At 42.5% G+C, this 26995-nt stretch carries 27 protein-coding genes; 3 read left to right on the forward strand and 24 right to left on the reverse strand.

Annotated features, from left to right (window positions below):
* Window positions 1–36 precede the first annotated feature (36 nt).
* The 13 genes from ACQY4U_RS05370 to hemA all read right to left on the reverse strand — a co-directional run bounded on the left by ACQY4U_RS05370 (window position 37) and on the right by hemA (window position 13039).
* The gene (locus tag ACQY4U_RS05370) at window positions 37–1035 is read right to left on the reverse strand and encodes an ABC transporter ATP-binding protein (RefSeq protein WP_428328364.1); all 999 of its coding nucleotides are present in this window, start codon (window positions 1033–1035) and stop codon (window positions 37–39) included.
* A gap of 133 nt (window positions 1036–1168) precedes the next feature.
* Window positions 1169–2005: an outer membrane beta-barrel protein gene (locus ACQY4U_RS05375; RefSeq protein WP_428328365.1), complete on the reverse strand. Its 837-nt coding sequence runs from the start codon at window positions 2003–2005 to the stop codon at window positions 1169–1171.
* 25 nt (window positions 2006–2030) lie between these two features.
* Window positions 2031–2852 carry a hypothetical protein gene (locus ACQY4U_RS05380; protein ID WP_428328366.1) on the reverse strand — a complete coding sequence of 274 codons (822 nt, stop codon included), beginning with the start codon at window positions 2850–2852 and terminating at the stop codon, window positions 2031–2033.
* Entirely contained in the window at window positions 2836–3405 is a 570-nt protein-coding gene (locus tag ACQY4U_RS05385) for an RNA polymerase sigma factor (protein ID WP_428329724.1), read from the reverse strand. Before ACQY4U_RS05385 ends, ACQY4U_RS05380 begins: the two co-directional genes overlap by 17 nt.
* Before the next feature lie 116 nt (window positions 3406–3521).
* The gene (hemJ, locus tag ACQY4U_RS05390; RefSeq protein WP_428328367.1) at window positions 3522–4055 is read right to left on the reverse strand and encodes a protoporphyrinogen oxidase HemJ; all 534 of its coding nucleotides are present in this window, start codon (window positions 4053–4055) and stop codon (window positions 3522–3524) included.
* Between the two features lie 178 nt (window positions 4056–4233).
* Complete coding sequence (hemE, locus tag ACQY4U_RS05395) at window positions 4234–5259, reverse strand: uroporphyrinogen decarboxylase (RefSeq protein ID WP_428328368.1); 1026 nt, start codon at window positions 5257–5259, stop codon at window positions 4234–4236.
* Between the two features lie 35 nt (window positions 5260–5294).
* Window positions 5295–5822, reverse strand: coding sequence for a hypothetical protein (locus tag ACQY4U_RS05400; protein ID WP_428328369.1), 528 nt, complete (start codon window positions 5820–5822; stop codon window positions 5295–5297).
* Window positions 5822–6529 carry a response regulator transcription factor gene (locus tag ACQY4U_RS05405; protein ID WP_428328370.1) on the reverse strand — a complete coding sequence of 236 codons (708 nt, stop codon included), beginning with the start codon at window positions 6527–6529 and terminating at the stop codon, window positions 5822–5824. The genes ACQY4U_RS05400 and ACQY4U_RS05405 overlap by 1 nt, the downstream gene beginning before the upstream one ends.
* 16 nt (window positions 6530–6545) lie before the next feature.
* Window positions 6546–7415 carry a sensor histidine kinase gene (locus ACQY4U_RS05410; RefSeq protein WP_428328371.1) on the reverse strand — a complete coding sequence of 290 codons (870 nt, stop codon included), beginning with the start codon at window positions 7413–7415 and terminating at the stop codon, window positions 6546–6548.
* A gap of 72 nt (window positions 7416–7487) precedes the next feature.
* Complete coding sequence (gene hemL / locus ACQY4U_RS05415) at window positions 7488–8858, reverse strand: glutamate-1-semialdehyde 2,1-aminomutase (protein WP_428328372.1); 1371 nt, start codon at window positions 8856–8858, stop codon at window positions 7488–7490.
* A gap of 60 nt (window positions 8859–8918) precedes the next feature.
* A complete protein-coding gene (gene hemB, locus ACQY4U_RS05420; RefSeq protein ID WP_428328373.1) occupies window positions 8919–9890 on the reverse strand; it encodes a porphobilinogen synthase in 972 nt (323 codons plus the stop codon).
* A gap of 61 nt (window positions 9891–9951) precedes the next feature.
* Complete coding sequence (hemC, locus tag ACQY4U_RS05425) at window positions 9952–11547, reverse strand: hydroxymethylbilane synthase (RefSeq protein ID WP_428328374.1); 1596 nt, start codon at window positions 11545–11547, stop codon at window positions 9952–9954.
* Window positions 11548–11812: 265 nt separating this feature from the next.
* The gene (gene hemA, locus ACQY4U_RS05430) at window positions 11813–13039 is read right to left on the reverse strand and encodes a glutamyl-tRNA reductase (protein ID WP_428328375.1); all 1227 of its coding nucleotides are present in this window, start codon (window positions 13037–13039) and stop codon (window positions 11813–11815) included.
* A 168-nt stretch (window positions 13040–13207) separates the two neighbouring features.
* Here hemA and ACQY4U_RS05435 point away from each other — a divergent pair, with 168 nt between their 5' ends.
* From ACQY4U_RS05435 to ACQY4U_RS05445, 3 genes are all read left to right on the forward strand, one after another.
* Window positions 13208–13639 (forward strand): DoxX family protein, encoded by a 432-nt coding sequence (locus ACQY4U_RS05435; RefSeq protein WP_428328376.1) that lies wholly within the window; start codon window positions 13208–13210, stop codon window positions 13637–13639.
* A gap of 32 nt (window positions 13640–13671) precedes the next feature.
* Complete coding sequence (locus ACQY4U_RS05440) at window positions 13672–14502, forward strand: alpha/beta hydrolase family protein (RefSeq protein WP_428328377.1); 831 nt, start codon at window positions 13672–13674, stop codon at window positions 14500–14502.
* Between the two features lie 155 nt (window positions 14503–14657).
* Window positions 14658–15650: an MBL fold metallo-hydrolase gene (locus ACQY4U_RS05445; RefSeq protein WP_428328378.1), complete on the forward strand. Its 993-nt coding sequence runs from the start codon at window positions 14658–14660 to the stop codon at window positions 15648–15650.
* 49 nt (window positions 15651–15699) lie between these two features.
* Here ACQY4U_RS05445 and ilvA read toward each other — a convergent pair whose 3' ends face one another.
* From ilvA to ilvB, 11 genes are all read right to left on the reverse strand, one after another.
* Window positions 15700–16950: a threonine ammonia-lyase IlvA gene (ilvA, locus tag ACQY4U_RS05450; protein ID WP_428328379.1), complete on the reverse strand. Its 1251-nt coding sequence runs from the start codon at window positions 16948–16950 to the stop codon at window positions 15700–15702.
* Window positions 16951–16952: 2 nt separating this feature from the next.
* Window positions 16953–18116: a 2-isopropylmalate synthase gene (locus tag ACQY4U_RS05455; RefSeq protein WP_428328380.1), complete on the reverse strand. Its 1164-nt coding sequence runs from the start codon at window positions 18114–18116 to the stop codon at window positions 16953–16955.
* Between the two features lie 113 nt (window positions 18117–18229).
* Window positions 18230–18985 (reverse strand): class I SAM-dependent methyltransferase, encoded by a 756-nt coding sequence (locus ACQY4U_RS05460; protein ID WP_428328381.1) that lies wholly within the window; start codon window positions 18983–18985, stop codon window positions 18230–18232.
* A gap of 95 nt (window positions 18986–19080) precedes the next feature.
* Complete coding sequence (gene leuB, locus ACQY4U_RS05465; protein WP_428328382.1) at window positions 19081–20160, reverse strand: 3-isopropylmalate dehydrogenase; 1080 nt, start codon at window positions 20158–20160, stop codon at window positions 19081–19083.
* A gap of 79 nt (window positions 20161–20239) precedes the next feature.
* Window positions 20240–20827 carry a 3-isopropylmalate dehydratase small subunit gene (gene leuD / locus ACQY4U_RS05470; protein WP_428328383.1) on the reverse strand — a complete coding sequence of 196 codons (588 nt, stop codon included), beginning with the start codon at window positions 20825–20827 and terminating at the stop codon, window positions 20240–20242.
* A gap of 5 nt (window positions 20828–20832) precedes the next feature.
* The gene (locus ACQY4U_RS05475; RefSeq protein ID WP_428328384.1) at window positions 20833–21120 is read right to left on the reverse strand and encodes an antibiotic biosynthesis monooxygenase family protein; all 288 of its coding nucleotides are present in this window, start codon (window positions 21118–21120) and stop codon (window positions 20833–20835) included.
* A 96-nt stretch (window positions 21121–21216) separates the two neighbouring features.
* Window positions 21217–22638, reverse strand: a complete 1422-nt coding sequence (gene leuC / locus ACQY4U_RS05480) for a 3-isopropylmalate dehydratase large subunit (RefSeq protein ID WP_428328385.1) — start codon at window positions 22636–22638, stop codon at window positions 21217–21219.
* Window positions 22639–22778: 140 nt separating this feature from the next.
* Window positions 22779–23837 (reverse strand): ketol-acid reductoisomerase, encoded by a 1059-nt coding sequence (gene ilvC / locus ACQY4U_RS05485; RefSeq protein WP_428328386.1) that lies wholly within the window; start codon window positions 23835–23837, stop codon window positions 22779–22781.
* 74 nt (window positions 23838–23911) lie between these two features.
* A complete protein-coding gene (locus ACQY4U_RS05490; RefSeq protein WP_428328387.1) occupies window positions 23912–24490 on the reverse strand; it encodes an O-methyltransferase in 579 nt (192 codons plus the stop codon).
* A gap of 52 nt (window positions 24491–24542) precedes the next feature.
* Window positions 24543–25190, reverse strand: a complete 648-nt coding sequence (gene ilvN / locus ACQY4U_RS05495) for an acetolactate synthase small subunit (protein ID WP_428328388.1) — start codon at window positions 25188–25190, stop codon at window positions 24543–24545.
* 48 nt (window positions 25191–25238) lie between these two features.
* Window positions 25239–26975, reverse strand: coding sequence for a biosynthetic-type acetolactate synthase large subunit (gene ilvB / locus ACQY4U_RS05500; RefSeq protein ID WP_428328389.1), 1737 nt, complete (start codon window positions 26973–26975; stop codon window positions 25239–25241).
* Window positions 26976–26995: the final 20 nt, after the last annotated feature.

Raw genomic sequence — 26995 nt, forward strand, 5'->3', positions numbered from 1 at the left:
GAAATGATTTTTGTTGCTCTGGATTAAAAAGGAGTGTTAAAACTCCAGCCATTTACTTAGTTTTATATTTACTTTATCGCCCTCGGTGTATTTATCAAACTGGTAATTAAGCACACGGATGCCAACACCATTGTTTTCAAGGATCAGATCTTCATAGCAGCCTTTAAAAAGTATTTGCTTAACCTGCCAATCGTTACTGGTCCAGGTTTTAACAATCTCAACCCATTCGGGGTATATCACAATGTGCTCGGCTTTGGTTTTAAGTCCGCAGGCTTTAGCTTCCTCGTTGGTCCACACGTTGCAGTTTGTAAGCAGGCGTGCTGTATATAAATGTTGCGGCATTTGATAAAGCGACTTAGGGTTCCCGGTTTCCAGGATCTCGCCATCCTTTATAACGATCAACTCATCGGCCATAGAGAGTACCTCGGCCGGATCGTGCGATACAATGATCACGGTTAACCCGGTTTCCTTAACTATACGCCTGATGTCTTGCTGCAATCCTTCTCTAAAAGAGGTGTCAACCTGGTTAAAGGGTTCATCAAGCAATAAGATCTGCGGGTTGGTGATCAATGCCCTTGCAATGGCTACCCGTTGTTTCTCGCCGCCGCTCAAATCAACAATGCGTTTATCGGCCAGGCGGGTCATTTTTAGCTGCTCTAATATCCTTTCGGTTTTTTCTTTTTTACCTTTCAGATCGGTATGCGGCAACATGGAGGCTACGTTATCCCAAACTTTGGCAAATAAATTTAAATCGTCGGTATGTTGAGTAACCATTTTCATGGCATCATGGCCGGGTATCAGCTTTTCTTCGGGTCCCCAAATACGGTCGCCCTTAAAAAGTACTTCGCCATTATCTGGCGATAACAAGCCATAAAACAAACGGAGCAAGGTACTTTTACCGCTGCCGCTTTCGCCAATTATGGCGGTAATAAGCCCCGGGGTTATGCTTAAATGTAGTTTTTTAATCCCCGATCCCTGTACGCCCGGGTATATTTTGCTTACCGAAACTGCCTGCAAAAATGATGTAGTAGCCATTGCGGTAAAGATACAACCTGAATCAGGATTTACAGAATTTTAGAATTGGCATAATATTTTAGGCTACCGCGAGTTTAGCACAGCGTAACTTGTGGTAGCTATTGTTAAAGCTTATAGCTTTTAACAAAAAATATTAAAACCCTAAAGTAATACCGAACGAGAAGTTTTTTAAACCCTTTTGTTCGGGACTGTTCTCAAACATATCATTAAAGTAGTACTTGGCAAATATACCCCAGCCGCCATAACCAACACGGGCAAAACCGCCATAACGGAACGTGGTGAAGTGATAGTTATCATCAATTTTTTGCTTGCCGTTTTCCTTGCTGATCTGTTTAACGCGTCCGTTGAGCAGGAAACCACCATCAGGGCCCAATACAAAGTGAAATCTTTTGCCATCGGCATCCTCATTGGTACGGAAATCAAAAGAGAGCGGGATGCGCAGGTAGCTCGACGAAAAACGGTTTTTGCTGTAATCTATATTATCCTGGCGGTAGGTTAATACGGGCTGGTTAGGCAGGATAGTAATGTTTTCACGCAGGCGGATCAATGTCCAGTCGAAACCGCCCGACAAATAGATCTTAAAGTTGTTGTTAAACCTTACACCTATCTGTACCAGATCAAAACCCACGTTACTTGTTTTCCACGACCGGTAGCGCAAAAACTGGTTCTGTGGCGATAAGGTAAAGCTACCATTATCAACCAAAGTAGCCAAGCCCAAATCAAGGCGTGAAATAGTGATGCCCATGGAAAATTTAGGATAGATCTTGCTGCTGTGGGTAACAATTGTGTCGTTCCTGTCTTTATTGATATTTATTGCCGAAGCATCTTCGCCATAACCCAGGCGTATGGTTTTGCCCTTTTTGGTTTTTATACTGTCGGTTTTGGTTTTAACCGTATCAGCATTCATGTTTATTGCAAATGCCCAGGTTAGGGTAAGGCTAATTATGGTTGTAAATAACAGTCGTTTCATATAATGGTTATTAAGGTCAAATTAATTATTTATCAGATTCTTTTTTTATTTTAAATATCCCGAGGTTAACACTGGTAATGTTTGATTCATCGTCGTCATCGGTATCGGTAAATTCAATTATTTTATGCTTCCGTTTATCTACGGTGGCAACCACAACATTTATTAAATCGCCCAGGGTATTTAATCGGTGTTTTTTTACCGGGGCAGCATCATGCTTTACAGCAGGTAACTGCGTTGCGGCTATAACAGGCTTGGTAATAAAAGCAGGCGGCGTATCATCTGTAACCTGTTTAGTTAGCAAGGGCGTTTCGTCACCGGGTACAACAGCATTTATAGCATCGTGTTTTGGTGTATTTGATGCAATTAGCTGTTTATCGTCGGTATTAACGGGTTGTTGTTGTTCAATATCCCGCACTGGTGTTTTTACAGCAGCATTTAGTGTTCTTTTAGGCTGATAAAGATTTTCAATTTTAGGCTGATGAACCTTTGCCATGCCCTTAGCTGCAAGCAAAGTTTTTGTGGCAGCAGGTGCCGGGTTTAAACCGGCAGCATTAATACTGTTTTTTGCTGGCGCCAAAGTGTTTATGGGCTTAGCAACCTTAACCAAATTGTTTTTGTCGGGATGCTGTGTGCTTGTTTTGCCCCCATGCGGGATAAACAATACACCTGCTGCAACTAATACCAATATGGTTGCTGCTATACTTAAAAGAGGCATTAAAAGCTTTTTACGTTTTGAGGTATCCAGCTGTGTGGTTATGCCCTCCCAAACAGCTGCCGATGGCTTAACCTCCAAATCGTTTAGCTGTGCGCGAAATAATTCATCAAATTCCTTATCCTGCATATCCATAACTTTTACCTTCCAATTTTAAAACCTGTTCTTTTAATACGCTTCGCGCTCTTGACAATTGCGATTTTGACGCCCCTTCTGTTATGCCCATTATCTCCGATATCTCTTTATGCGAATACCCTTCAATGGCATAAAGGTTAAATACCATGCGGTACCCCGGCGAAAGCTGCTGTATCAAAGCCAGTAACTCATTAGCTGCCAGTTTTGAAGTAGCTAATGGGTTAGCTGATGTTTGGCCTGCGGCATCGTCTAACTCAACCAACTGCATCATTTTATGGTGCTTTCGGTAATATTCGATAGAGCTGTGTACCATAATGCGCCTTACCCAGCCCTCAAATGATCCGTCGCCCCGGTAATCATCCAGCTTTTGAAACACCTTTACAAAACCATTCTGCAACATATCCTCGGCCTCCATCCTGTCGGTAGCATACCTTAGGCAAACCCCCATCATTTTTGAGGCAAACTGCTTGTACAGCAATTCATGTGCTTTACGCTCATTTGCCTTACAGCGGGTTATCAGTTGATCAATAGTATAGGTCTGTTCCAAAAACATCATTTAAAGGTAAGATGAAAACCTTGGTTAAATGGTTGCACGTAATTGAAAATAAATTTAAGCGAAGGGTAACAAGTAGTAATACAGGCCATAAGCCTTTTAAGAAGTAAATAGCTCTACTTTTTTGTACGGAAGTACTTATAAATTTTAACTGCCGACATAATGATGAGTGTAAACAATACGAGCCCAACAATGCCATACATCCAGTTTACGGCATCTTTTAGTACCGCAAGGAAAACTATAGCGAAGAGGAGTATAGTGGCTACCTCGTTCCAGATGCGTAGCTGGGTTGAGGTCCATTTGTAAATACCTTTGGCCATTTGGTTCATCTTTTTTTGGCAGATGATATGGTAAACCAATAAGCCGCCAACAAAACCAAGTTTAATATGCAGCCAGGGTTGCTGCAGCCAGGCAGGGTCAATATAAAGCATGGTGATACCTGCCGCTAAAACCAATACCATTGATGGGGTAGCTATAATATACCACAGCTTACGCTCCATTATCTCAAACTGTTTGCTCAATATGGTACGGTCGGGTTCGGGTTTTTCCTGGGCCTCGGTATGGTAAATAAACAAACGCACAATATAAAAAAGCCCCGCCATCCAGCAGACTACAAATATGATATGTACAGCTAAAATATATAAGTACATGAGCTTGTTTTAAAGGGCATTATAAAAAAGTCAACCAAATAATATTTTCTTAGCGCGCTCTGTGCTTTTATCTTAGTGTCCTCTGAAGTAAAGTTAACTACAGAGGGCACTAAGAAAGTGTTCAAAGAAACACGGAGATTATGAATTTTTGATAGTGCCCCTTTTTATTTTATCGAAATTAGTATCTGTATTCTTTTATTACCTCTACCGCGTATTTCACGTTATCAAAAGGAATGTCGGGCATAATGCCGTGTCCTAAGTTAAATATGAAACCCTTTTCGTCTTTCATCCTATCAAACAGGCGGTAAATGCGTTCTTTGATAACCGTTTTATCGGCATACAAAATATGCGGATCAAGATTACCCTGAACGGCTATGCCTGCCGGTAAACGCTTCTTCATATCAAGCAGGTCAACGTTCCAGTCTATCGAGATCACGTCCGGTTTAGCTTCGGCCATCAGCGGGGCAAAAACAGAACTTCCCTTGCAGAACGATATAACAGGTATATCTTTTCTGTTTAGTTTGCTGATGATCTCGTAGATGTAACGGTGCGAAAATTCTTTATAATCATCCCAGGCTAAAGCCTGTGCCCAGCTATCAAAAATCTGTACGGCATTAACCCCAGCTGCAATTTGCAGGTTCAGGTAATCGGCAGTTACAGAAGCTATTTTTGATAACAGCTGATGTGCTAGCGCAGGCTCATTGTGCAGCATCAGTTTAGTAAGCTTAAAATCTTTTGATGAACCACCTTCAACCAGGTAACTCATTACCGTGAAAGGTGCACCTGCAAAACCAATAAGCGGGATACTGCCGTTTAACCTTTGCTGTATCACCTTTATGGCATCAGCCACGTATTGCAGCCTTGGCATCACATCAACATCCAGTTTATCAATATCAGCCTTGGTACGTACAGGGTTGGCAAACTTAGGGCCTATGCCCTGGGTAAAGCTCAGGTCGCCGCCCATAGCCTCGCCGGTAACCAATATGTCCGAAAACAGGATGGCGGCATCAATGCCTAAAAGATCAACCGGCAGCATAGTAACATCGGCAGCCAGTTCAGGAGTTTTGCACATTTCCAGAAAAGAATATTTATTCTTGATGTCCCAGTATTCTTTCATAAAACGGCCTGCCTGGCGCATCATCCATACGGGTGGGCGTTCGGTTTGCTCTGAAAATGCAGCTTTTATTAATAACGAATCTTTCATGTATCTATATACGGGAAACAAAGTATGTTGTAACCCTACAATTTGTGTTTTTTTAATTCCTGGCGAAGGCGATCAATAACATCGCGCATTTTGGCATTTATATTGGTATCGTGTTTTTCGGTTAGGTGTAAATAGGCCTCTGCCTTTTCATAGTTACCCATCCTTATGCTGATGTTGGCAACGTGCACCAATGCAGCAACATGATCATTGATTGACCGCAGCGGATATTGGGCTGCTATCTCATAATGCAACTCGGCATCAACATACTCCTGCTTTTGCAGACAAACGCCGCCCATTAAAAATTCATAATAGCCGCGGCGGTTTTTACTCAGCCATTCCGGCCTGAAAATTTCCAGTAAAGTGCGCTCGGCTTTATCATACTGTTTATGATGAAACTGGCGTGCTGCCACAACAAGTGTTCCCTGTTTAAAGTAGTCCCATCCCAGCAATACGATCATGGTGAAGGCTACCGCTGCAAGCTCATAAATATGGATGTGCACTAACAATATCAGCGACAAAAAAAATATAAAACCAATAAATAAGCGTGTCCTGTTTGTAAACATTAATGCTGATTATCGGTAAACTTATAACCTACCCCACGGATAGAGTGAAAGTAAACCGGGTTTTTAGGATCTGGTTCAAAATATTTACGGAAGGTTAGGATAAAGTTGTCAATAGTACGGGTTGATGGGTAAACATCATAGTTCCATACGGTTTCTAATATCTGCTCGCGCGATACTGCATCATTTCTGCGTTCAATAAGCAGCTTTAAAAGCATGGTTTCCTTTTTGGTTAAAGGAGTGATAGATTCATCTTCATTAACCAGCTCGAAAGAGTTGAAATGAATAGTTTTATCACCAATTTTATAGCTGTTAAATTCTTTTAGCTCGTCGCCTTTTAGGCTGCGTTTTACTAAGTTATTAACCCTTAAAATCAATTCTTCCAGGTTAAATGGCTTGGTCAGGTAATCATCAGCACCTTTTTTAAGGCCCGATATTTTATCTTCGTTAGTGTTTTTGGCGGTCAAAAACATTATTGGGACTTCAGAGTTTTCAAGCCTGATAGTTTCAGCAACTACAAAGCCGTCAATCTCGGGCATCATAACATCTAATATAACCAGGTTAAAACGCTCTTCTTTAAATATTTGTAACGCCTTTTTACCGTTATTGGCGGTTGATACCTTGTAACCTTCCAGCTCGAGGTTAAGTTTTATGGCTTCAAGCAAATGCTCTTCGTCCTCGGCTAATAAAATTCTTTTTTTGTTTAGCATGTGATCTTATTTAAGTTTAATCAAAAACTACTTCAAATATACTACCTACCGGGCGGTTATCCTTTACCTTTATGCTTGCCTGGTGTTTGTCAAGTACTTCTTTTACAATGAACAGACCTAATCCTGTTCCTTTAGTATTACGGGTATCTTCACTGCCAACCCGGTAAAACTTATCGAAAATACGGTTTTTTTCATGATCGGCTATACCTATGCCATGATCCGCCACTTCTAAAAATATTTTTCCATCTTTCAAAAACAGTTTTACATCAACCGTTTCGCAAGGACCAGAGTATTTAATAGCATTCTCAATCAGGTTGGTAACAACCGATGTAAGGGCAAATTTATCACCGGTTATTTCAATTTTCGGTTCAATTTCGGCATCAATAATCTGCTGGGTACCTTCGCATTTGGTTATCTGCAAACGGTTTACAATGCTATCAACCAATACCGATAAGCTAAACTTGTCTTTAGGGAAAGTATAGGAGCGGTTATCAATTTTTGAGGCCAGCAGCATATTCTCAACCATATCATCCAAACGCTCAATATCCATTAATGATTTACCGATAAAGTTTAACACCTGCTCTTTGGTCAGATCTCTTTTTTGGATAGTTTGCAGTAATATTTTAATAGATGCCAGTGGTGATTTCAGCTCATGGGTTACCGATAGCAGGAAGTTCTTTTTCTGCTCCTGTAGCTTGCGCTCGCGGTTAATAGAGCGGTGCAGTGAGTATGCCCCGGTAAAAAAAACCACTATAAATATAGAGCCCTCGCCCAATATCATGGCAAAGCTGCTGGGCATCATTTTAACCAGCAGGTAACCCCACCATACCAGTTCGGCTAATGCATAAATAATAAGTGCATAAAATATAACAAACGATCGTTTCATGTTATTCATTTCTGTTTGCTTTAATTATGGTTTATGGCCTGGTATATTTCTGCAGATGCTAATATAACTTGCTTATTTACCGCTAAATACAACTTCCAGGCTCTCAAATATAGCACGTTTTGCTTTCTCCAGGTCTATTTTAGTATGGGCAGCTGATATAAATCCAACTTCATAGCCACTTGGGCCAAAATAAATGCCCCTGTTTAATAGTTCGCGGTGCATTTTTTTGAATTTCTCCATGCTGCCTGCGTCTATCTCGTCGGCCCGGTGGATAGTTTCCTGATCGGTAAAGGCAAACCAAAAGATAGAGCCAATGGTAAATACTTTAAACTTATAATTACGTGCCGTAGCAAAACGCTGTATAGCGGTAGTAAACTCTTCTGTTTTATTGTTCAGGTCTTTATAAAAACCTATCCGCAGCAATTCGGTAAGCTGGGCAATACCTGCGGCCATAGCAACCGGGTTGCCTGATAAAGTACCTGCCTGGTAAACTGCACCTTCCGGAGAGATATTGCTCATGATCTGTGCCGAAGCACCATAAGCACCTACGGGCAGGCCTCCGCCAATAATTTTACCATAGGTGATAATATCAGGTTTGATCTGGTAATGTCCGGCAGCGCCCTCAAAGCCTATCCTAAAGCCTGATATAACCTCGTCAAATATCAGCAGCGTACCGTTTTGGGTGCAAATCTCCCTTAAAAACTGCAGAAAATCTTTTTCCTGCAAAAGCAAACCGTTATTGGCAGGTACAGGCTCAATAATTATGGCCGCTATCTGATCCTTAAAATCTTCGAAGGCTTTGGTTACGGCTTCCTTATCGTTAAGGGCTACAACAATAGTTTCGTCGGCAAAGGCTTTGGGTACACCGGCTGATGAAGTTTCGCCAAAAGTAACCAGGCCCGAACCTGCTTTTACCAATAGTGAATCGGTATGGCCATGGTAACAACCCTCAAACTTTAAAATTTTATCGCGTTTGGTATTACCGCGTGCCAGTCTGATGGCCGACATAACCGCTTCTGTACCTGAACTTACAAATCGTATTTTTTCAATATACTTATTGTTTTTAAGAATCAGCTCTGCAAGTTCGTTTTCCAAAGCAGTAGGTGCACCGAACGACATGCCGTTCTGCATTATCTCTATTACTTTTTCGCGAACCTTGTTATTGTTATGCCCAAGGATAAGCGGCCCCCACGAGCAGCAAAAATCAATAAACTCGTTATCGTCAGCATCCCATAAGTGGCAGCCATCGCCCTTTTTTATAAACAGCGGTGTGCCATATACTGATTTAAAGGCCCTTACCGGCGAGTTAACCCCACCCGGAAATAGCGTTTTAGCTTTCTCAAATAATTCTGCCGATTTTTCCCTGCTGATATCTGGCTTGCTTGTTGAACCTGTTGGCTCATTACCCTCTGCAGAAAACTTCTTTTTTATTGCTTCAAACATGTTCTTCTATTTTATCAGTAACAGGTTAACCCTGTTGCGGATCATTGAATGCTGATTTTTTTATAACCACTTGTTTTCTAAAACCTCTTTTGCGTGGTAGGTTAATATAGCACTTGCGCCTGCCCGCCTTATGCTGGTAAGCACTTCGGTAATGGCACGTTGCTCATTTAGCCAGCCTTTTTGTATGGCTGCCTTAACCATTGCGTATTCGCCACTTACGTTATACGCAGCAACGGGCAGTTCAGTATTATCTTTTATTAATTTTATAATATCAAGGTAGGGTAGGGCTGGTTTTACCATCAGGAAATCGGCACCTTCAAACTCATCCAAGCGGGCTTCAATCAATGCTTCCTGCTGGTTGGCGGGGTTCATCTGGTATGATTTTTTATCGCCGAATTTAGGGGCCGAGTTTAATGCATCCCTGAAAGGCCCGTAAAAAGCACTGGCATACTTGGCCGAGTACGACATAATGGATACGTTGGTGAACTTATTATCATCAAGCACCTTGCGGATATAGCCCACACGGCCATCCATCATATCTGAGGGGGCAATAATATCTGCACCGCATTGCGCATGTGCCAATGCCATTTTACCTAATATCTCCAGTGTTTCGTCGTTCAAAATTTCGCCGTTTTCAACAAGGCCGTCATGGCCATCGCTGCTGTATGGATCCATTGCCACATCAGTAATTACGCAGGCCTCCGGAAAATTCTTTTTTACCTCGCGGATGGCGCGAAGGTAAAGGCTTTCCTCGCGGTGACTTTCGGTGGCAAATTTGTCTTTTAATGATTCTTCGATATTTGGAAAAAGATCAAATGAGTTTAAGCCGAGTTTCAGGCAGCTTTCAATTTCGCGCAGCAAATTATCAATAGAATAACGATAGATGCCCGGCATAGAAGCCACTTCTGTTTTTTGCCCAATACCGTCAACAATAAACAGCGGGAATATCAGGTTAGCAGCACTAACATGGGTTTCCTGCACCATCTGGCGGATCACTTCACTTTTTCGGTTTCTTCTTGGCCTTTGTAACATATTTTTTAGTTCATAACTTATTGCTTAGCCGTTTCATCGGCCCAAAAATCAATAAGCTTATTTAACATTTATAGCTTAAGCAAATAGTTCCAAATACGGCTTCTGCCAGCCCTGTTTCATCGGGCGAATAGGGTAAAGTATATTTAACGCCCATTTCATCAAGCTTTTTACCGGTTGATAAACCAATCGCAATTATTTTTTGATCGGGTTCCAGCAGGTTATCAACAAAGTAAGCCTCAACATTTGATGGGCTGGTAAATACCAATATTTCGGCTCCGCTTCCTTCCACATCATCCTCTAATATGGTTTCGTATATAGGCAGGTCAATGATTTTTGTTTCGGAAGATAAAGCATGCTGAATGCTCCGCATAGAATTTTCGGCAGAAGGAAATACTACGGTTGTGCCATTTGCTATTTTTGCAAATTCGGCGGCTACATCAGCAGGGTCAACACCTGCACCTGTGTAATCAACAAAATGGCCTTTGCGACGCAGCATATCTTCTGATCCGCTTCCCATCACCCCAAACTTTACCTTTTTTGGTAAAAGGGGATCTAGCTGAAAAAAATATTCAACCGCATTTTTACTGCTGAAAAATATCCAGTCTACATTTCTTAAAATATAATTATCAAGCTTGGTTATAACAGGCACGGTACGGATAAGCGAGCGTGCCTCAACTTCAATATGATGCTTGGTTAATGCTTTGTGGAAATAGCTATGGTCAGAAAGCTCGCGCGAGATAAATACCTTTTTAGGGAAAACGCGGCCTGCAGCAAAAAAGGAATATACTTTTTCAACAAGTCCTTCGGTTGATTTAGCCTCAACAAAAAGCCTGTCAGGAAACTCTTCGCTATCATCAGCTTTTGAGGTAAATACCTGGTAGGTATCACCATCCTTGCGGCAGTAACAGCCTAATGGTAAATGACAGCCGCCGCCAAACATTTTTAACAAATTACGCTCAACAGCCAGTGCCTCGGCTACATCAGGATGGTTCAATGCTTGTAGCGCGTTAAACAATTCCGGGTCGTTTTCACGGATCTGGATGGCTAATGCGCCTTGAGCCGGGGCAGGTATCAATTCTGTAGGGCTCAATTCTTCTACATGAAACTCGCTCAAATCCAAACCTAAACGTGAAACGCCTGCCTTTGCCAGCATAATAGCATCGTAGCTTTCGCCGCGCAGCTTATTTACACGGGTGGGTACATTACCCCGCAGCTCAATTATATCCAGGTCAGGGCGGTAAGCTAATAGCTGTGCCTTGCGCCTGTTTGATGATGTACCCACTATGCCGCCGTATTTTACAGATAGCTTTTGGTGCACATCAACACAATCTTTAAATATCAGTAATAATTCGGATGGGTCTTCGCGTTCAGAAACTGCCGCAATAATAAGGCCCGGCGGGTTTTCAGTCGGCAGATCCTTGTGGGAATGTACGGCCAGGTCAATAGTGCCTGCCAATAACTCTTCTTCCAGCTCTTTGGTAAAAAAACCTTTGCCTTCCAGCTTATCAAAACTCAAATTAAGGATCCGGTCGCCCTGTGTTTTTATGATCTTTAAATCAGCAGTTATACCGATAGCGGCAAGGCTATCCTGTACAAAATGTGCCTGCCATAATGCAAGGTCGCTTCCGCGTGTTCCAATAATTAGTTTTCTGTCCAAGGTTAAATTGTTAGCAAGGGCAAATTTAACTTTTTATAGGGATGATTAAAGGAATAATTGAGGATATGAAAGTTGGCTGACTAAGAAGGGATTAATAAGCCGGTATTGGTGCTCCCGCGGGTTTAGCGCAGCGTAACCCGTGGGGTGCCAAGGTAAAAGCTTTTAGCTTGAAAAAAAGAAATGAGTGTTAACGCTAAGCTAAAAGCCTAACAACTTGCCCCGTGATTTAGCACAGCGTAACCTGAGGGAACCAAATAAGGAATGATTAATTATTGTTGATCAATATATCTTTAGCCATTATCATGGGCACGCTGATATATTTTTTCTCCATGTAGTTGATCACTTTCTCCAGTATTTCGCGGGAATGCTGATCCATGTTCTGAACCTCTTCGGCAAAAACAGAATTGATAGCAGTATTACGGATCTCTTTGATCTTTTCAGGTACCTGGCGCATGGCCAGCTCAATGCGGCGTTGCTTTAATTCGACGAAGAAGGCAGTAATGTTTTCATTAATGATGGTTTCGGCATGGGTAAGCTCTTCGTAGCGTTCCTGCAGGTTGCGTTTGGCTACTTCGTTTAATGAATGTACCTCAATAAAGTTTACCGGGTACTGCAAAAGCACATCCGGATGCGTATCATTAGGGATGGCCAGGTCAACAATAGTTTTGCGGCCGGTATCGCCATTTAAAAGCGAGGTGTAAATTTCTGTAGTAATTATGGGCTCAGTAGCTGATGTACAGGTAATAATTACATCAAAGCCACCTTTAAAATCTTTTAATGCTTCCAGGTTAAATGCTTCACCACCTAAATCATCAGCCAATTGCTTTGCTTTTGATACCGTGCGGTTAAATACCGAGAAGTTTGAGAACTTATGTTTTTGCAGATATTTTGAAATATTGCGGTTGGTTTCGCCGGCACCAATAATCAATACGCGGGCATTGGTACACAAATTTAGATCCTTTAGCTTGCGGTAAGCCAATGACACTACCGAAATAGGATTTTTTGAAATATTGGTGTGGGTATAAACTTCCTTAGCTGTTTTAACAATGCAGTTCATAAACATGCGCAAACCATCGCCGGTAAGGCCTGCTTCCTTGCAGTTTTCGTATGCTTTGCGTAATTGCGAAAGGATTTCTTTTTCGCCAACTATCAAACTCTCTAATGAGCAGGAGGTACGCAATAGATGCTCAAGTGCATCCCTGTCTTCGTAAATAGAAGCAGCATCTAAAAAGGTACCTGTTGACATTGGGCAAAGCCCCATATCAATGGCATCCATAAATTGTTTTGCAAACACTTTATCTACCACTTGCGCTGTAAGCATCACAAACTCAACACGGTTACAGGTGGCGAGGTAAAAAATTTCGGAAATACCGAATTGCGTTTTTACCCGATGAAGTTTATCTGTCAGATCCTCCTGGCATATAACCAATTTCCCCAACTCCTTCAGCTCAATCTGTTTATGCGTAAAAGCTATTACCTTTAGATACTTCAAAGCAATTTAAAATTTGACCCGACAAAAATAGCAGGATAAATAAGATGCAGTGTCAATACTTTGTCATACAGATGCATTTAGAATGATTATAAATTACCATCATTTACCTTTTTATGACGTATATATTCTGTTTAAACTGTGTTAACTAAAATATTATATCTTTAATTTATGTATAAACTTAAAAAAATAAGCCTTTTTATATTGATTGTAGGGTACCTGGTGGCTGGGGCAAATCATTTTTACAATCCTGGGTCTTATTATAAAATTATACCGCCTTATATTCCTTTTCCAAAAGTAATGAATGTGCTGGCCGGTTTTTTTGAAATACTGTTTGCCTTAATGCTGATTTTTGCCAAAACAAGAGCGTTGGCAGCATGGGGAATAATATTAATGCTGATTGCTTTTGTGCCGGTACATGTTCAAATGGTTATTGATGCGCCATTTTTATTGGGCGGCACTATCAAAATATCGCCAATGGTTGCCTGGATCCGTTTAGTGGTTTTGCAACCTTTGCTGATATTGTGGGCTTGGTGGTATACCAAAAGTGAAGGTGAGCTGATGCCATTTAAAACGATGGGGAGTAGCAACAATAATGTTTAATTTTGATAATAAACTTTCTTCGGAAATTAACTATGATAAAAAAACAAGACTTCAACATTCCCGGTGCTAAGGGCCGGGGTATGCTGATGGATATTACCTATAAAACATCCAACAAAAATGCACCGCTGGTTATATTTGCCCACGGCTTTAAGGGCTTTAAAGACTGGGGTACGCATAACCTTGTGGCCCGTTACTTTGCCGAGCATGGTTTCAGGTATCTGAAATTCAATTTTTCGCACAATGGTACCACGGCTGATAATCCGTCTGATCTTACTAATATGATCGCCTTTGCTGATAATACTTTTTCTATTGAGTTAGAGGATCTGAAAGCGGTTATTGATTTTGCCTGCGGCGGATCGGGAATTGCTGCGGCCAGCCATGTTTACCTGATAGGGCATAGCATGGGCGGCGGCATAAGCATCATCAAAACAGCCGAAGATGAGCGCATTAAAAAATTAGTTAGCATGGCATCTATCTCAGGTTTCCGTAATTTATGGCCCAAAGAGATGGAGGAGCAATGGCGTTTAACGGGTGTTACTTATATGGCCAATAAACGTACAGGGCAGCAAATGCCATTAAAAGTTGGCTTGCTTAATGATCTTGATAAAAATCCCGCCCGGCTGGATATACTGGGCCATGCCGCACAAATAAAGCAACCCTGGCTTATAGTGCACGGTGATGCAGATACATCTGTACCCTTAGCCCACGCCGAAGAGTTAAAAGCAGTCCAACCTGCTGCCGAATATTTGGTAATTAAGGATGCCGACCATGTATTTAACGCTTCGCATCCTTTTGTGGGCGATTTATTACCTGATGCTTTACTGGAATTTTGCAACCATGCAATTTCGTTTTTTAATAAATAGTTTTACAATTTAGCATCTGCATACAAACATTTTATCGTTAATTATACTTGTAGCGATTGTGAACGCCATGCATTATTTAGCCAAACAACCTATCCGTTTGGTTGAAAAATAACTGAGCAAATCAATTACAATTTGAGCGTTACCGGGAATTATTTATGAGCATAACAGGGGCAAAAAAAAAGGGAAAGAAATTTCAAAACCCAATACCTACAAATGAGGTTGGTTTTGGACAATTTATCCCAATTATAAAAGAACAGATTAATAACAAGGCAGAGAATGTGCCCCATAAAACCTTAGGGTCATTTAAAACCGATATAGCAGTTTATGATACACCTGCCGAAAGTGGTTTAAGAATAACCTGGGTGGGGCATTCGAGTTTATTGATCGAAATTGACGGTAAACGCATACTCACAGACCCGGTTTGGAGCGACAGGGCTTCTTTTACCTCGCTTTTTGGGCCTAAGCGCTTTTTTAAGCCGCCATTGGCGCTTAATGAACTGCCTGCTTTAGATGCTATCATAATTTCGCACGATCATTACGATCACCTTGATAAAGACACGATTAAGTTTTTTGCTGATAAAACCATTCCGTTCATTTGTTCGCTGGGCGTTGGGCAACATCTTGAAAAATGGGGTATTGAAAAAAACTTCATCAATGAGGTTGACTGGGGCGAAAGCGTATTAGTAGGCGGTGATTGTGTGATAACAGCTACGCCGTCGCGCCATTTTAGCGGCAGGGGTTTAACGGGAAGGAATGAAACTTTATGGTCATCGTTTGTAATAAAAGGGGCACAGCATAATATATTTTTTGGTGCCGATTCGGGCTGGTTCCCTGGTTTTGCGGAGATAGGTGAAGCCTTTGGTCCGTTTGACCTTACCATGCTTGAAATTGGCGCTTACGGCCAATACTGGGCCGATATACACATGGGGCCAGATAATGCTTCAAATGCCCATATCGCCCTGAAAGGAGCGCTGATGATGCCTTTACACTGGGGCACATTTAACCTTGCACCGCATGCCTGGTACGAGCCGATTGAAAGACTAACAGTTTACGCTAACGACAAGCATATTAAATTATTTGTACCGGAACCGGGTAAACCAACAGAGCCTGAGCCCTACGTATCCGACTGGTGGAAGAAGTATATGTAAACTGATAGAATTGCGGATGTTTAATTGAAACATCCGCAAATTCAAAATATTACACTAAAAACTCAAACAGGGTTTGGTCCCTGTTTAGTTCAAGTACCTCAAAGCGGTGTGCTTCCATGCGTTTCATTAAGGCAGGATAATCGGCAGCTGATTTCAGTTCGATACCAACCAGTGCCGGGCCGCTTTCCTTCGATGTTTTTTTGATGAACTCAAACCTTGTAATATCATCGGCAGGGCCTAATACGTTATTTACAAACAGCTTTAAAGACCCCGGGCGCTGCGGAAATTTAATGATGAAATAATGTTTAAGTCCCTCATATAGCAGTGATTTTTCTTTGATCTCCTGCATGCGCTCAATATCGTTATTACCCCCACTAACTACACACACCACGTTTTTACCTTTTATTTTATCCTTACAGGTATCCAGTACCGCTACTGATAATGCACCCGCAGGTTCAACAACAATGGCATCCTCATTATATAGTTTTAATATAGTGGTACATACCTTGCCTTCGGCTATGGTAAGCATATCATCCAAAACCTCGTGGCAAAGCTCATAGGTTAATTTACCTACTGTTTTAACAGCGGCGCCATCCACAAAGCGGTTAATATCAGGCAGGCTCACGGGGCCACCATGTTCAAATGCCTTTAGCATGCTGGGTGCACCTTCGGGCTCAACACCTATCAGTAAAATACCTGGTTTTTGATGTTTCATATAACTTCCGGCACCTGCCGCAAGTCCGCCGCCACCTATAGGCATAATAACCACTTCGGTTTCGGGGAGGTCTTCCAATATTTCAACGCCAACAGTTCCCTGACCTTCAATAACACGATAGTTATCAAAAGGAGGGATGAATGTCATTTTATGTGCCTGCGTATAAGCCAGTGCTTCCATCAGGCAATCATCAAAAGTATCGCCAACCAAAACTATCTCAATATTGCCATTGCCAAACATTTCTGTTTGTTTAACTTTTTGTTTGGGTGTTATTTCGGGCATAAAAATTACCCCTTTAATACCCATTTTATTGCAGGAGAATGCTACACCCTGTGCGTGGTTACCAGCACTTGCACAAACTACCCCGCGGTTTAATTCATCCTGGGTTAGCTGGCTTATCATGTTGAAAGCACCACGCAGTTTGTAGGAACGTACCACCTGCAAGTCCTCGCGTTTAAGGTATATTTTACAGTCGTACTTTTCAGAAAGGCCCGCATTATAGAGTAAAGGCGTGTGCTTAACAGTACCTTTTAATCTTTCGTACGCCGAAGCAAAATCCAACTGGCCTTTAGTTTCAGTTTCCATGGTTATTGTTTAACCAAACGATATGCTATTAAACCAAGCAGATCATTATCGTTTATGTTCAATTTATTATCAGCCAGGGTAAGGAAGTTTTTGTAAACTTCGTTCAGCTCATCTTTATCTAAGCTATAACCCAGGCGCTCCATGTGGAACTTCAGTGCATGCCTGCCGCTGCGTGCGGTAAGTACGATGGTAGCATTGGGGAAACCTACGTCCTCCGGCTTAATAATCTCGTAATTTTCGCGGTTCTTCAAAAACCCATCCTGGTGGATGCCAGAGCTGTGTGCGAATGCATTGCTGCCTACAATAGCTTTGTTTGGCTGTACCGGCATGCGCATTTGTGTGCTTACCATGTGGCTCAGCTCGTAAAAATTACGGGCATTTATATTGGTATATAAGCCTAACTGATGAGTTTTTAAAATCATCACTACTTCTTCTATAGCTGTATTGCCTGCGCGCTCGCCAATACCGTTAATGGTACCTTCAATTTGCCTTGCACCGTTTTGTAAGCCTGCAATTGAGTTGGCAGTAGCCAAACCTAAATCATTATGGCAGTGTACAGATATAATGGCTTTATCAATATTCTTTACGTTCTCTTTCAGGAAACGGATCTTATCGCCATACTGGTTAGGCAGGCAGTAGCCGTTGGTATCCGGAATGTTTACTACGGTAGCACCGGCAGCAATAACGGCTTCAACCATTTGCGCCAAGTAAACCACATCGGCACGGCCGGCATCTTCTGCGTAAAATTCAATATCCTCAACAGATTTTTTGGCATATTTTACAGCTTCAACAGCGCGCTCCAGTATTTCTTCGCGGGTGCTGTTAAATTTATGTTTGATGTGCATATCAGACGAGCCTATGCCTGTATGTATGCGCGGGCGTTTTGCGTATTGCAATGATTCAATAGCGGCATCAATATCGCCTTTGTGGGCGCGTGTAAGGGCGCAAACAATGGGCTCTTTTACGGCCTTTGATATTTCAACAACACTTTGAAAATCACCAGGGCTTGATACCGGGAACCCGGCTTCAATAACGTCCACACCGAGAAGTTCCAGTTCTTTTGCTATCTCTATCTTTTCTGGGGTCGTTAACTGGCAGCCTGGTACCTGTTCGCCATCGCGAAGCGTAGTATCAAAAACATAAACGCGGTTTGGATCGTGTAACATATCTTATTATGATTTTTGATGCCTGGTACCAGGTTTGCCGCCTGTAACCTGCATCGGTTAATGTTCATTTTATTTATTCATCCTCAGTTGTAAATTGTGTAATTGAAGCTCAATTATTCCTTTACAGCTATAAATCTTAATCTTTTATAATCGGCGTACCACTGGCCGTCTTCGTTATAATGTGGTTCAAGCAGGGCGGTTATCTCCGTTAGCATTTGCTCAACCTCTGGTTGGGGTATACCTTCAAAAAACTGTGAGCCAAACATTTTTATCCATTTGGTTACACCCTGGTCGCCATCCTGCAAGGGTGTCTTACGGTCAAAGTGGATAGCAAATGTTACCCTGAAACCATGTGCCTCTAAACGGCTGGTATACTCACCCAATGATGGGAAATACCAAACCTGTATTTTGGTTTGCTCTAAATAGCCATGCTGGGTTAATACCTGTTTGGTAGCCGCTATCAGTTTGCCTACATTATCCTTGCCGCCCATTTCGGCCACAAAACGGCCGCCGGGTTTAAGGCTTTTGTAAACACTGTCCATCATACCATCCTGGTTTTTTACCCAGTGCAATGCCGCGTTCGAAAACACCGCGTCGTATTGGCCTGCTTCATCAAAGTTACCGGCATCAGCTACGGCAAACTCAACGGCAGGGTAGTTTTCTTTTGCTTGCGCGATCATATCGGGCGAGTAATCAGTCCCTTTTACAATTGCACCTGCGTTTTGGATCTGCTGTGTTAAATAACCTGTACCGCAGCCAATATCGAGGACGTGCTCCCCGGCTTTAACATCCAGTACTTCAAGCACGTTTTCACCAAACTGGTAAACAAATGCATGTTTTTGGTCATATAATTCAGCGTTCCATTTCATGTTTTAGTCTTTGTGTCATTGATCATCATTCATTGGTTGACTTTTGATCGATGACGGTTATTTACATCTTCCCCTTTAATGGCCGGGGATTTAGCCTAATTCAAGTAGTCCAACACTTTTTGGCCCATTGCCTTAGTGCCTAATATTTTACTTTTATCTGTTTTGGTATCAGCAATGTCGCCTGTACGGTAACCGTCTTTAAGGGCTTTATCAATGGCATCGGTAATTTTTTTAGCTTCTTCTTTTAAGCCGAAGCCTATCTCCAGCATTAGCGCTACCGAAAGCATGGAAGCCAGTGGGTTGGCTTTATCCTGCCCGGCAATATCATGTGCTGAACCGTGGATCGGCTCAAAAAAGCCCGTTCCATCGCCAATTGATGCTGATGCCAGCATACCCATTGAACCAGCTATCTGCGATGCCTCATCCGTTAAAATATCACCGAAAAGATTGGCAGTTAAAACCACATCAAACTTTTTAGGGTTTTTAACCAACTGCATGGCGGCATTATCAATAAACATGTGCTCGGTTTCAACCTCGGGGTATTGTTTGGCTATTTCCTGCACAACTTCGCGCCATAAGCGCGATGATTCCAAAACATTTGCCTTATCAACCGAGCATAATTTTTTGCCGCGTACCATTGCTGCTTCATAAGCTTTTATGGCAATGCGCTCAACTTCGTAACGGCTGTAAACCATCAGGTCTGATGCTGTATTCCTGTCTTCGCTGCGTTTTTTCTCGCCGAAATAAACATCACCTGTAAGCTCGCGGAAAAACAAGATGTCTGTTCCTTTTAATATCTCGGGTTTAAGGCTCGATGCATCCAGCAACTCATCAAAAAGCATAATTGGGCGCAGGTTAGCATATAAACCTAATTCCTTACGGATCTTTAATAAACCCTGCTCCGGCCTTACTTTTGCCGATGGATCATTATCATATTTAGCATGGCCAACTGCACCAAATAATATGGCATCGCTGGCTTTTGCTTTGGCTAATGTTTCATCGGGCAAAGGGTTGCCGGTAGCCTCAATAGCTACGTGGCCCATTAAAGCCTCATCAAAAGTAAACTGATGGCCAAAAGCTTTTGCAATTTGTTCTAAAACAGCTTTTCCCCAGGTTGTTACCTCGGGGCCTATCCCGTCGCCGGGTATTACTAATATATTTTTTGTTAGTCCCATTTGTTATATCTTATTGTCATTGCGAGGCACAAAGCAATATCAAGTTACCTTTCAGCTTTCAGCTTTCGCCTTTAACCCCTTACTTTCCCTCAAACTCCTCAACCAGTTCTTTTTTGCTCAGGATGTAGTCAATATCATCATAGCCATTGGTCATGCAGGCTTTTTTGTAAGGGTTAACCTCAAAAGTTTCCTGGTCGCCGGTAGCTACCAGCCTGATGAACTGATCTACTAAATCTATCTCAATCACCGCATTTGGATCGGCATCGACAGCATCGAAGATCTTCTTTAAAAAATCTTCGCTAACCTGTACCGGCAGTAAGCCATTGTTAAGGGCGTTGCCTTTAAAAATATCGGCAAAAAAACTGCTGACCACGGCGTCAAAACCATAATCGGCAATAGCCCAGGCAGCATGTTCGCGGCTACTGCCGCAACCAAAGTTTTTGCCTGCAACCAGTATTTTACCGCTGTAGATGGGGTGATTTAAAACGAAATCCGGCTTAGGGTTGTCGTTTTCATCAAAGCGCCAATCGCGGAATAAGTTATTGCCAAAACCATCGCGGGTAGTGGCTTTTAAAAACCTTGCGGGAATTATCTGGTCCGTATCTATGTTTTCGATAGGTAAAGGCACCACGCTGGTTTGTATGTGTTTGAATATTTTAGTTGCCATAGCAATTATATATTTTCGTAATGTTCAACAGTTGGAAAAGGGTTATAAAAATGATGTAACAGCCTTTTCCATTCCTGGTATTCGTTTGAGTCTCTGAAGCCTTCTGTATGGTCAGTGAGTTTTTCCCACTCAACCAATAAAATAAACTGACTTGAATTTTCAACACATCTTTTTAATTGATGTGAGCTATAGCCTGCCATTTTTGATATGATGGCCTTAGCCTGGTCAAATGCTTTTAAAAAGGCATCTTCCAAACCGGGTATCACATTTAATATGGCAACTTCAAGTATCATTTTATTCTTTTTGTTATACTATAGCATTCGAGGCATAATGGTAAAGGCCTGTGCGCTCACCCTTCGGGTAACTCAGGGTGACAAGCCTCTTAATTTCTATAATTCTGCAAATTCTGATTCCGACAAAAACTCCCTGATATCAGTTACCACCCCTGTAATTGCCGAAGCAGCCGCGGTTAATGGGCTTGCCAAAAATGTACGTGAGTTTGGTCCCTGCCTGCCTTCAAAGTTTCTGTTTGATGTTGATACGCAGTATTTGCCTGCCGGGATCTTATCTTCGTTCATGCCTAAGCATGCGCTGCAGCCTGGCTCGCGCAGCGGGAAACCTGCTGCATCAAATATCTTATCCAGTCCTTCGCGGATAGCTTGTTCCTGAACTTGTTTTGAACCCGGAACTACCCATACCGTAACGTTATCGGCCTTGTGTTTGCCTTTTACAAATTGGGCAACCTCGCGCAGGTCTTCAATACGTGAGTTGGTACAGCTGCCTATAAAAACATAATCAATAGGTTTGCCTAATAACTGTTCATCATCATGCAGGCCCATGTATTCAAGGGCTTTTTTATATGATCCCTGTTCTTTGGTTTCGAACGATAATGTTTCCGGCACATGCTGCGTAACACCGATACCCATACCCGGATTTGTTCCGTAGGTGATCATCGGCTCAATATCTTCGGCATTGAAGCTTAATACTTTGTCAAAAGCCGCATCAGCGTCAGAGTATAAAGTTTTCCAGTAAGCTACTGCCTTATCCCATTCTTCGCCTTTAGGGGCAAATTCACGGCCTTTAACATAGTTAATGGTAGTTTCATCCGGAGCAATAAGGCCACAGCGTGCACCCATTTCGATGCTCATGTTACAGATGGTCATGCGGCCTTCCATACTCAATGAGCGGATAGTGTCGCCAGCGTATTCAACTGCATAACCGGTACCGCCGGCAGCAGAGATCTGCGAGATGATGTAAAGGATAATATCCTTGGCACCTACGCCTTTTTGTAGTTTGCCGTTAACTTCAATCTTCATCCTTTTAGGGCGCGATTGCAGTAAACACTGGGTGGCCATTACCTGCTCCACCTGTGAGGTGCCTATACCAAATGCAATGGCACCAAAGGCGCCGTGTGTTGAAGTATGGCTATCGCCGCAAACATAGGTGCCGCCGGGGCGGGTAATGCCTAATTCAGGGCCTATAACGTGTACAATGCCTTGAAAAGGGTGGCCTAAGCCGTATAATTCAATACCAAATTCTGCACAGTTTTTTGTGAGCATGTCAACCTGGTAACGGGAAAGTTCTTCTTTGATGGGTAAGTGCTGATCAATGGTGGGTACGTTATGATCTGCGGTGGCGACCGTTTGTTTGGGTCTGAAAACCGGTAACCCTCTTGCGCGCAGGCCGTCAAATGCCTGCGGACTGGTTACTTCGTGTATAAAGTGTGTGTCGATGTATAAAATATCCGGGAACCCCTCGTTGCTACTGACGACGTGTGCATCCCAAATCTTATCAAATAATGTCTGTCCCATAGTGTTATTTGTTTAATAACGCTATTACCGGGAACGAAGCAATCCACTATTTACAGATAGGATTGCTTCGTGCCTGGTAATAACGTGTGGTGAATTTATTTAAAGCTTCCGCTTTTTTACCTTTCGGCTTTCACCATTATTTACGCTTCTACAACCTGGTTTTCAGGGCGTAAGCTGCGTACAGTTTTACCTGCCTGCCATAATTCGCTTTCGCGTAATTCTTTTAATTCAGCATCTAATTTTTCGCGGTAATCATCCTTGCTGTTTGAATCAATTGATTTTTGTGATTCAACACCGGTTGCTACGCTTTCGTATAATTCTTCAAATACCGGTTTAGTAGCATCGCGGAATTTTTTCCACCAATCCAATGCACCACGTTGTGCAGTAGTTGAGCAATTTGCATACATCCAGTCCATACCATTTTCTGCAACCAAAGGCATTAATGATTGGGTTAGTTCTTCAACAGTTTCGTTAAACGACTCAGATGGTGAGTGGCCCTTGCTGCGTAATACATCGTATTGCGCAGCAAAAATACCCTGGATACAACCCATCAGCGTACCACGCTCGCCGGTTAAATCACTGTATACTTCTTTTTTAAAGTTGGTTTCAAATAAGTAACCGCTGCCTACAGCAATACCTAATGCAATAACACGGTCAAATGCCTTGCCTGTTGCATCCTGGAAGATAGCGTAGCTTGAGTTTAAGCCACGGCCCTGTAAAAACATGCGGCGTAATGAAGTACCAGATCCTTTTGGAGCAACCAGAAATACGTCAACATCAGCAGGAGGGATGATGCCTGTTTGCTCGTTAAAGGTGATACCAAATCCATGCGAAAAGTATAATGCCTTACCCGGGGTTAAGTGTTTTTTAACAGTTGGCCATAATGCAATTTGAGCGGCATCGCTTAATAAGTAACAAATAACGGTTCCTCTTTCAAGCGCTTCTTCAATTTCAAAAAGTGTTTCTCCGGGTACAAAGCCGTCACTTACAGCTTTATCCCATGTTTTGGTGCCTTTACGCTGACCAACAATAACGTTGATGCCATTGTCTTTTTGGTTAAGCGCCTGACCAGGACCCTGAACGCCATAGCCAATTACAGCTACAACTTCGTCCTTCAATACTTCCTGAGCCTTTGCTAAAGGGAACTCCTCGCGGGTTACTACATTTTCTTCAGTGCCGCCGAAATTTAATTTTGCCATTGTTTTTGATTTTTATGATTACACCGTTTTTTAATGATTGGTACGGTGCGTGATTTTATATTATGGTTTATAATTTACTTTTTTGTTATGATTATTAAGCCCGATGCCCAGCCCATTTTGGTTAAAACTATATTGTCCCTGCTATCCAGGTAACTTATTAAATTGTTGGCTTTTTCAGCATGACCCGTTGGCCAGTTTTGCTGCGGCAGCATATCGTCAATAAAATAAATGCCTCCTTTTTCAAGCATTTCCAGTGCTTCATCAAGCAGCAGGTATTTACCCGGCCATGCGTCAGCAAAAATAAAACTGAATTTTTGCCCGGCATTTTGCCTTATCCAATCGGCACCATCGGCGCAGATCAGCTGCAGGCGTTTATCTACCCCTAAGTTTTCTTTAGCTATACTTAAAACAGCCTCGTCATTATCAATCGAAATTAATTTTGACGCTGCATCCATGCCATCCAATATCCACGTAGTTGATAAGCCTGTACCAGTACCAAGCTCTAAAAACTTACCGCCCGGCTTTGATGCTGCCAGCGTTTTAAGTAAAGAACAGGTCAATACCTCCGATGGCATGGTAAAACCACTTGCTTCGGTAGCAACCTTTATGGCATTGTAGGCAGCTGGATATTGTTGTCTTATTTCTTCTAACATGTTTTATAAACTGTTGCCATTGCTTCGTTCCTCGCAATGACGCTTTTCTGTATTACATTGTAAAAACTTTTTCGCCTTTGTTAAGGTATTCGTTTTCCATTACGTCTTCGCCCGGTTCAAGTCTTTCAAACTCACGCAGCTTGCTGTTAAAGCCCTCGCTATCTTTAATAATAGCTACACGTGCGCTACGTACAAACTCAATCAGGCCAAAGGGTTGTAAAATGCTGATCAGGTTATCGGTTTCTTCGCGGTGCCCGGTGGTTTCAAACACGGTATAATCCTTACGGATCACCACCGCACGTGCACCATTTTCGCGAAGCAAACGTTCAACGCTTACCTTTTCGGCAATCACATCGGTTGATACCTTGTAAAGGGCCAGTTCCTGCCATATCACATCCTCGTTGGTATGGTAGTATACTTTTAAAACTTCCACTTGTTTTTCTATCTGGCGGGTAAGCTTACGTACCACATCTTCCGATTCGGTGATCACGATATTAAAACGGTGAATGCTCTCAATTTCTGATGGGGAGGTATTCAGGCTGTCAATATTTATTTTTCTGCGGGTAAATATGATAGCTATGCGGTTTAAAAGCCCGATCTGATTTTCGGTATAAACCGTTATGTTATATTCCTGTTTAGCCTCACCCCGGCCCTCTCCAGTAGATAGGGAGGCCTTATTTTCGTTTTTTGAGTTTTCCATTTTTTATTTTTTAAGTCCTCTCCTGTAGAGAGGATTTAGGTGAGGCTGTTATTTTAGCCTGATCTCACTTACACTACATCCCTGCGGTACCATCGGGAATACATTATTCTCTTTGGTAACCATTACTTCTAAAAGGAACGAACCTTTACTTTCCAGCATTTCTTTTAATGCCGAAGGCAGATCCTTACGGTCATCGATCATTTTGCCGGGGATGTGGTAAGCAGCAGCAACAGCTACAAAATCCGGGCTCTGTATATCAACAAATGAGTAACGTCGTTCGTTAAATAATTCCTGCCATTGGCGTACCATACCCAGGAAACGGTTGTTCAGTATAATGATCTTTACGTTAACGCCGGTTTGCATAATAGTACCTAATTCCTGCAGGGTCATCTGGAAACCGCCATCGCCAATTATGGCAACAACATCGCGCTCCTGTGCACCAAATTTAGCACCTATAGCAGCCGGTAAGGCAAAGCCCATAGTACCCAAACCGCCGCTGGTAACATTGCTGCGGGTTTTATTAAGGTTAGCATAACGGCAGGCCACCATCTGGTGCTGGCCCACATCGGTTACAATAACTGCATCGCCTTTGGTTATTTCGTTTAGTTGTTTAATTACTTCGCCCATTGTTAGTTCGGGCGTTTCAGGGTTTAACTCTGCATGTATAACTGCATCATATTCCTTTTGGGTGTAATCATTAAACAGATCCAACCATTCGGTATGCTGTTTTTGCTCAACCAATTGGGTAAGCAATGGCAATGTTTCTTTACAATCGCCCCAAACCGGAACGGTTGATTTTACATTTTTATCGATCTCGGCAGGGTCAATATCCAAATGGATAACCTTTGCCTGTTTTGCATATTTATCAAGGCGGCCCGTAACACGGTCGTCAAAGCGCATGCCTATTGCAATCAGTACATCGCATTCGTTGGTTAATACGTTAGGGCCGTAATTACCGTGCATGCCTAACATACCCACGTTTTGAGGATGATCTGTAGGGATAGCGCCTGCGCCTAAAATTGTCCATGCTGCGGGGATACCGCTTTTTTCGACAAAGGTTTTAAATTCCTGCTCGGCACTACCCAATATTACACCCTGGCCCCAAATGATGAATGGCTTTTTAGCAGCATTGATCAATTCGGCAGCCTGTTGTATGTATTGCGGGCGAACGATAGGTTTTGGCCTGTAGCTACGGATATGGTTACATTTTACATAACCCTCAAAGTCAAACTTCTGGATCTGGGCATTTTTGGTAATGTCGATCAATACAGGGCCCGGTCTGCCGCTTTTGGCAATGTAAAATGCTTTGGCAATAACCTCGGGAATCTCTGTAGCATCAGTTACCTGGTAGTTCCATTTGGTAACCGGGGTTGTAATGTTGATTACATCAGTTTCCTGAAAAGCATCGGTACCTAAAAGGTGCGCAAATACCTGTCCGGTAATACATACCAGTGGGGTGCTGTCTATCTGTGCATCGGCCAAACCGGTAACAAGGTTAGTTGCACCCGGGCCGCTGGTGGCAAATACCACACCTACTTTACCCGATGTACGTGCATAACCCTGCCCTGCATGAATACCGCCCTGTTCGTGGCGCACCAAAACATGGTTAAGCTTTTCTTTGTAATCAAACAAAGCATCATAAATAGGCATAATTGCGCCGCCCGGATAGCCAAAAATGGTATCCACACCTTCAGTTAGTAAAGCTTCTAATAAAGCTACTGATCCTGAAACTTCAACTGCTTTTTTTGCAGCCGGTGCTGTTAGTACTTCCTGTGCAACTTCCATAATGCCCCCCAACCCCCTTA

The organism is Mucilaginibacter sp. (genome assembly GCF_965277465.1).
Taxonomy (GTDB): Bacteria; Bacteroidota; Bacteroidia; order Sphingobacteriales; family Sphingobacteriaceae; genus Mucilaginibacter.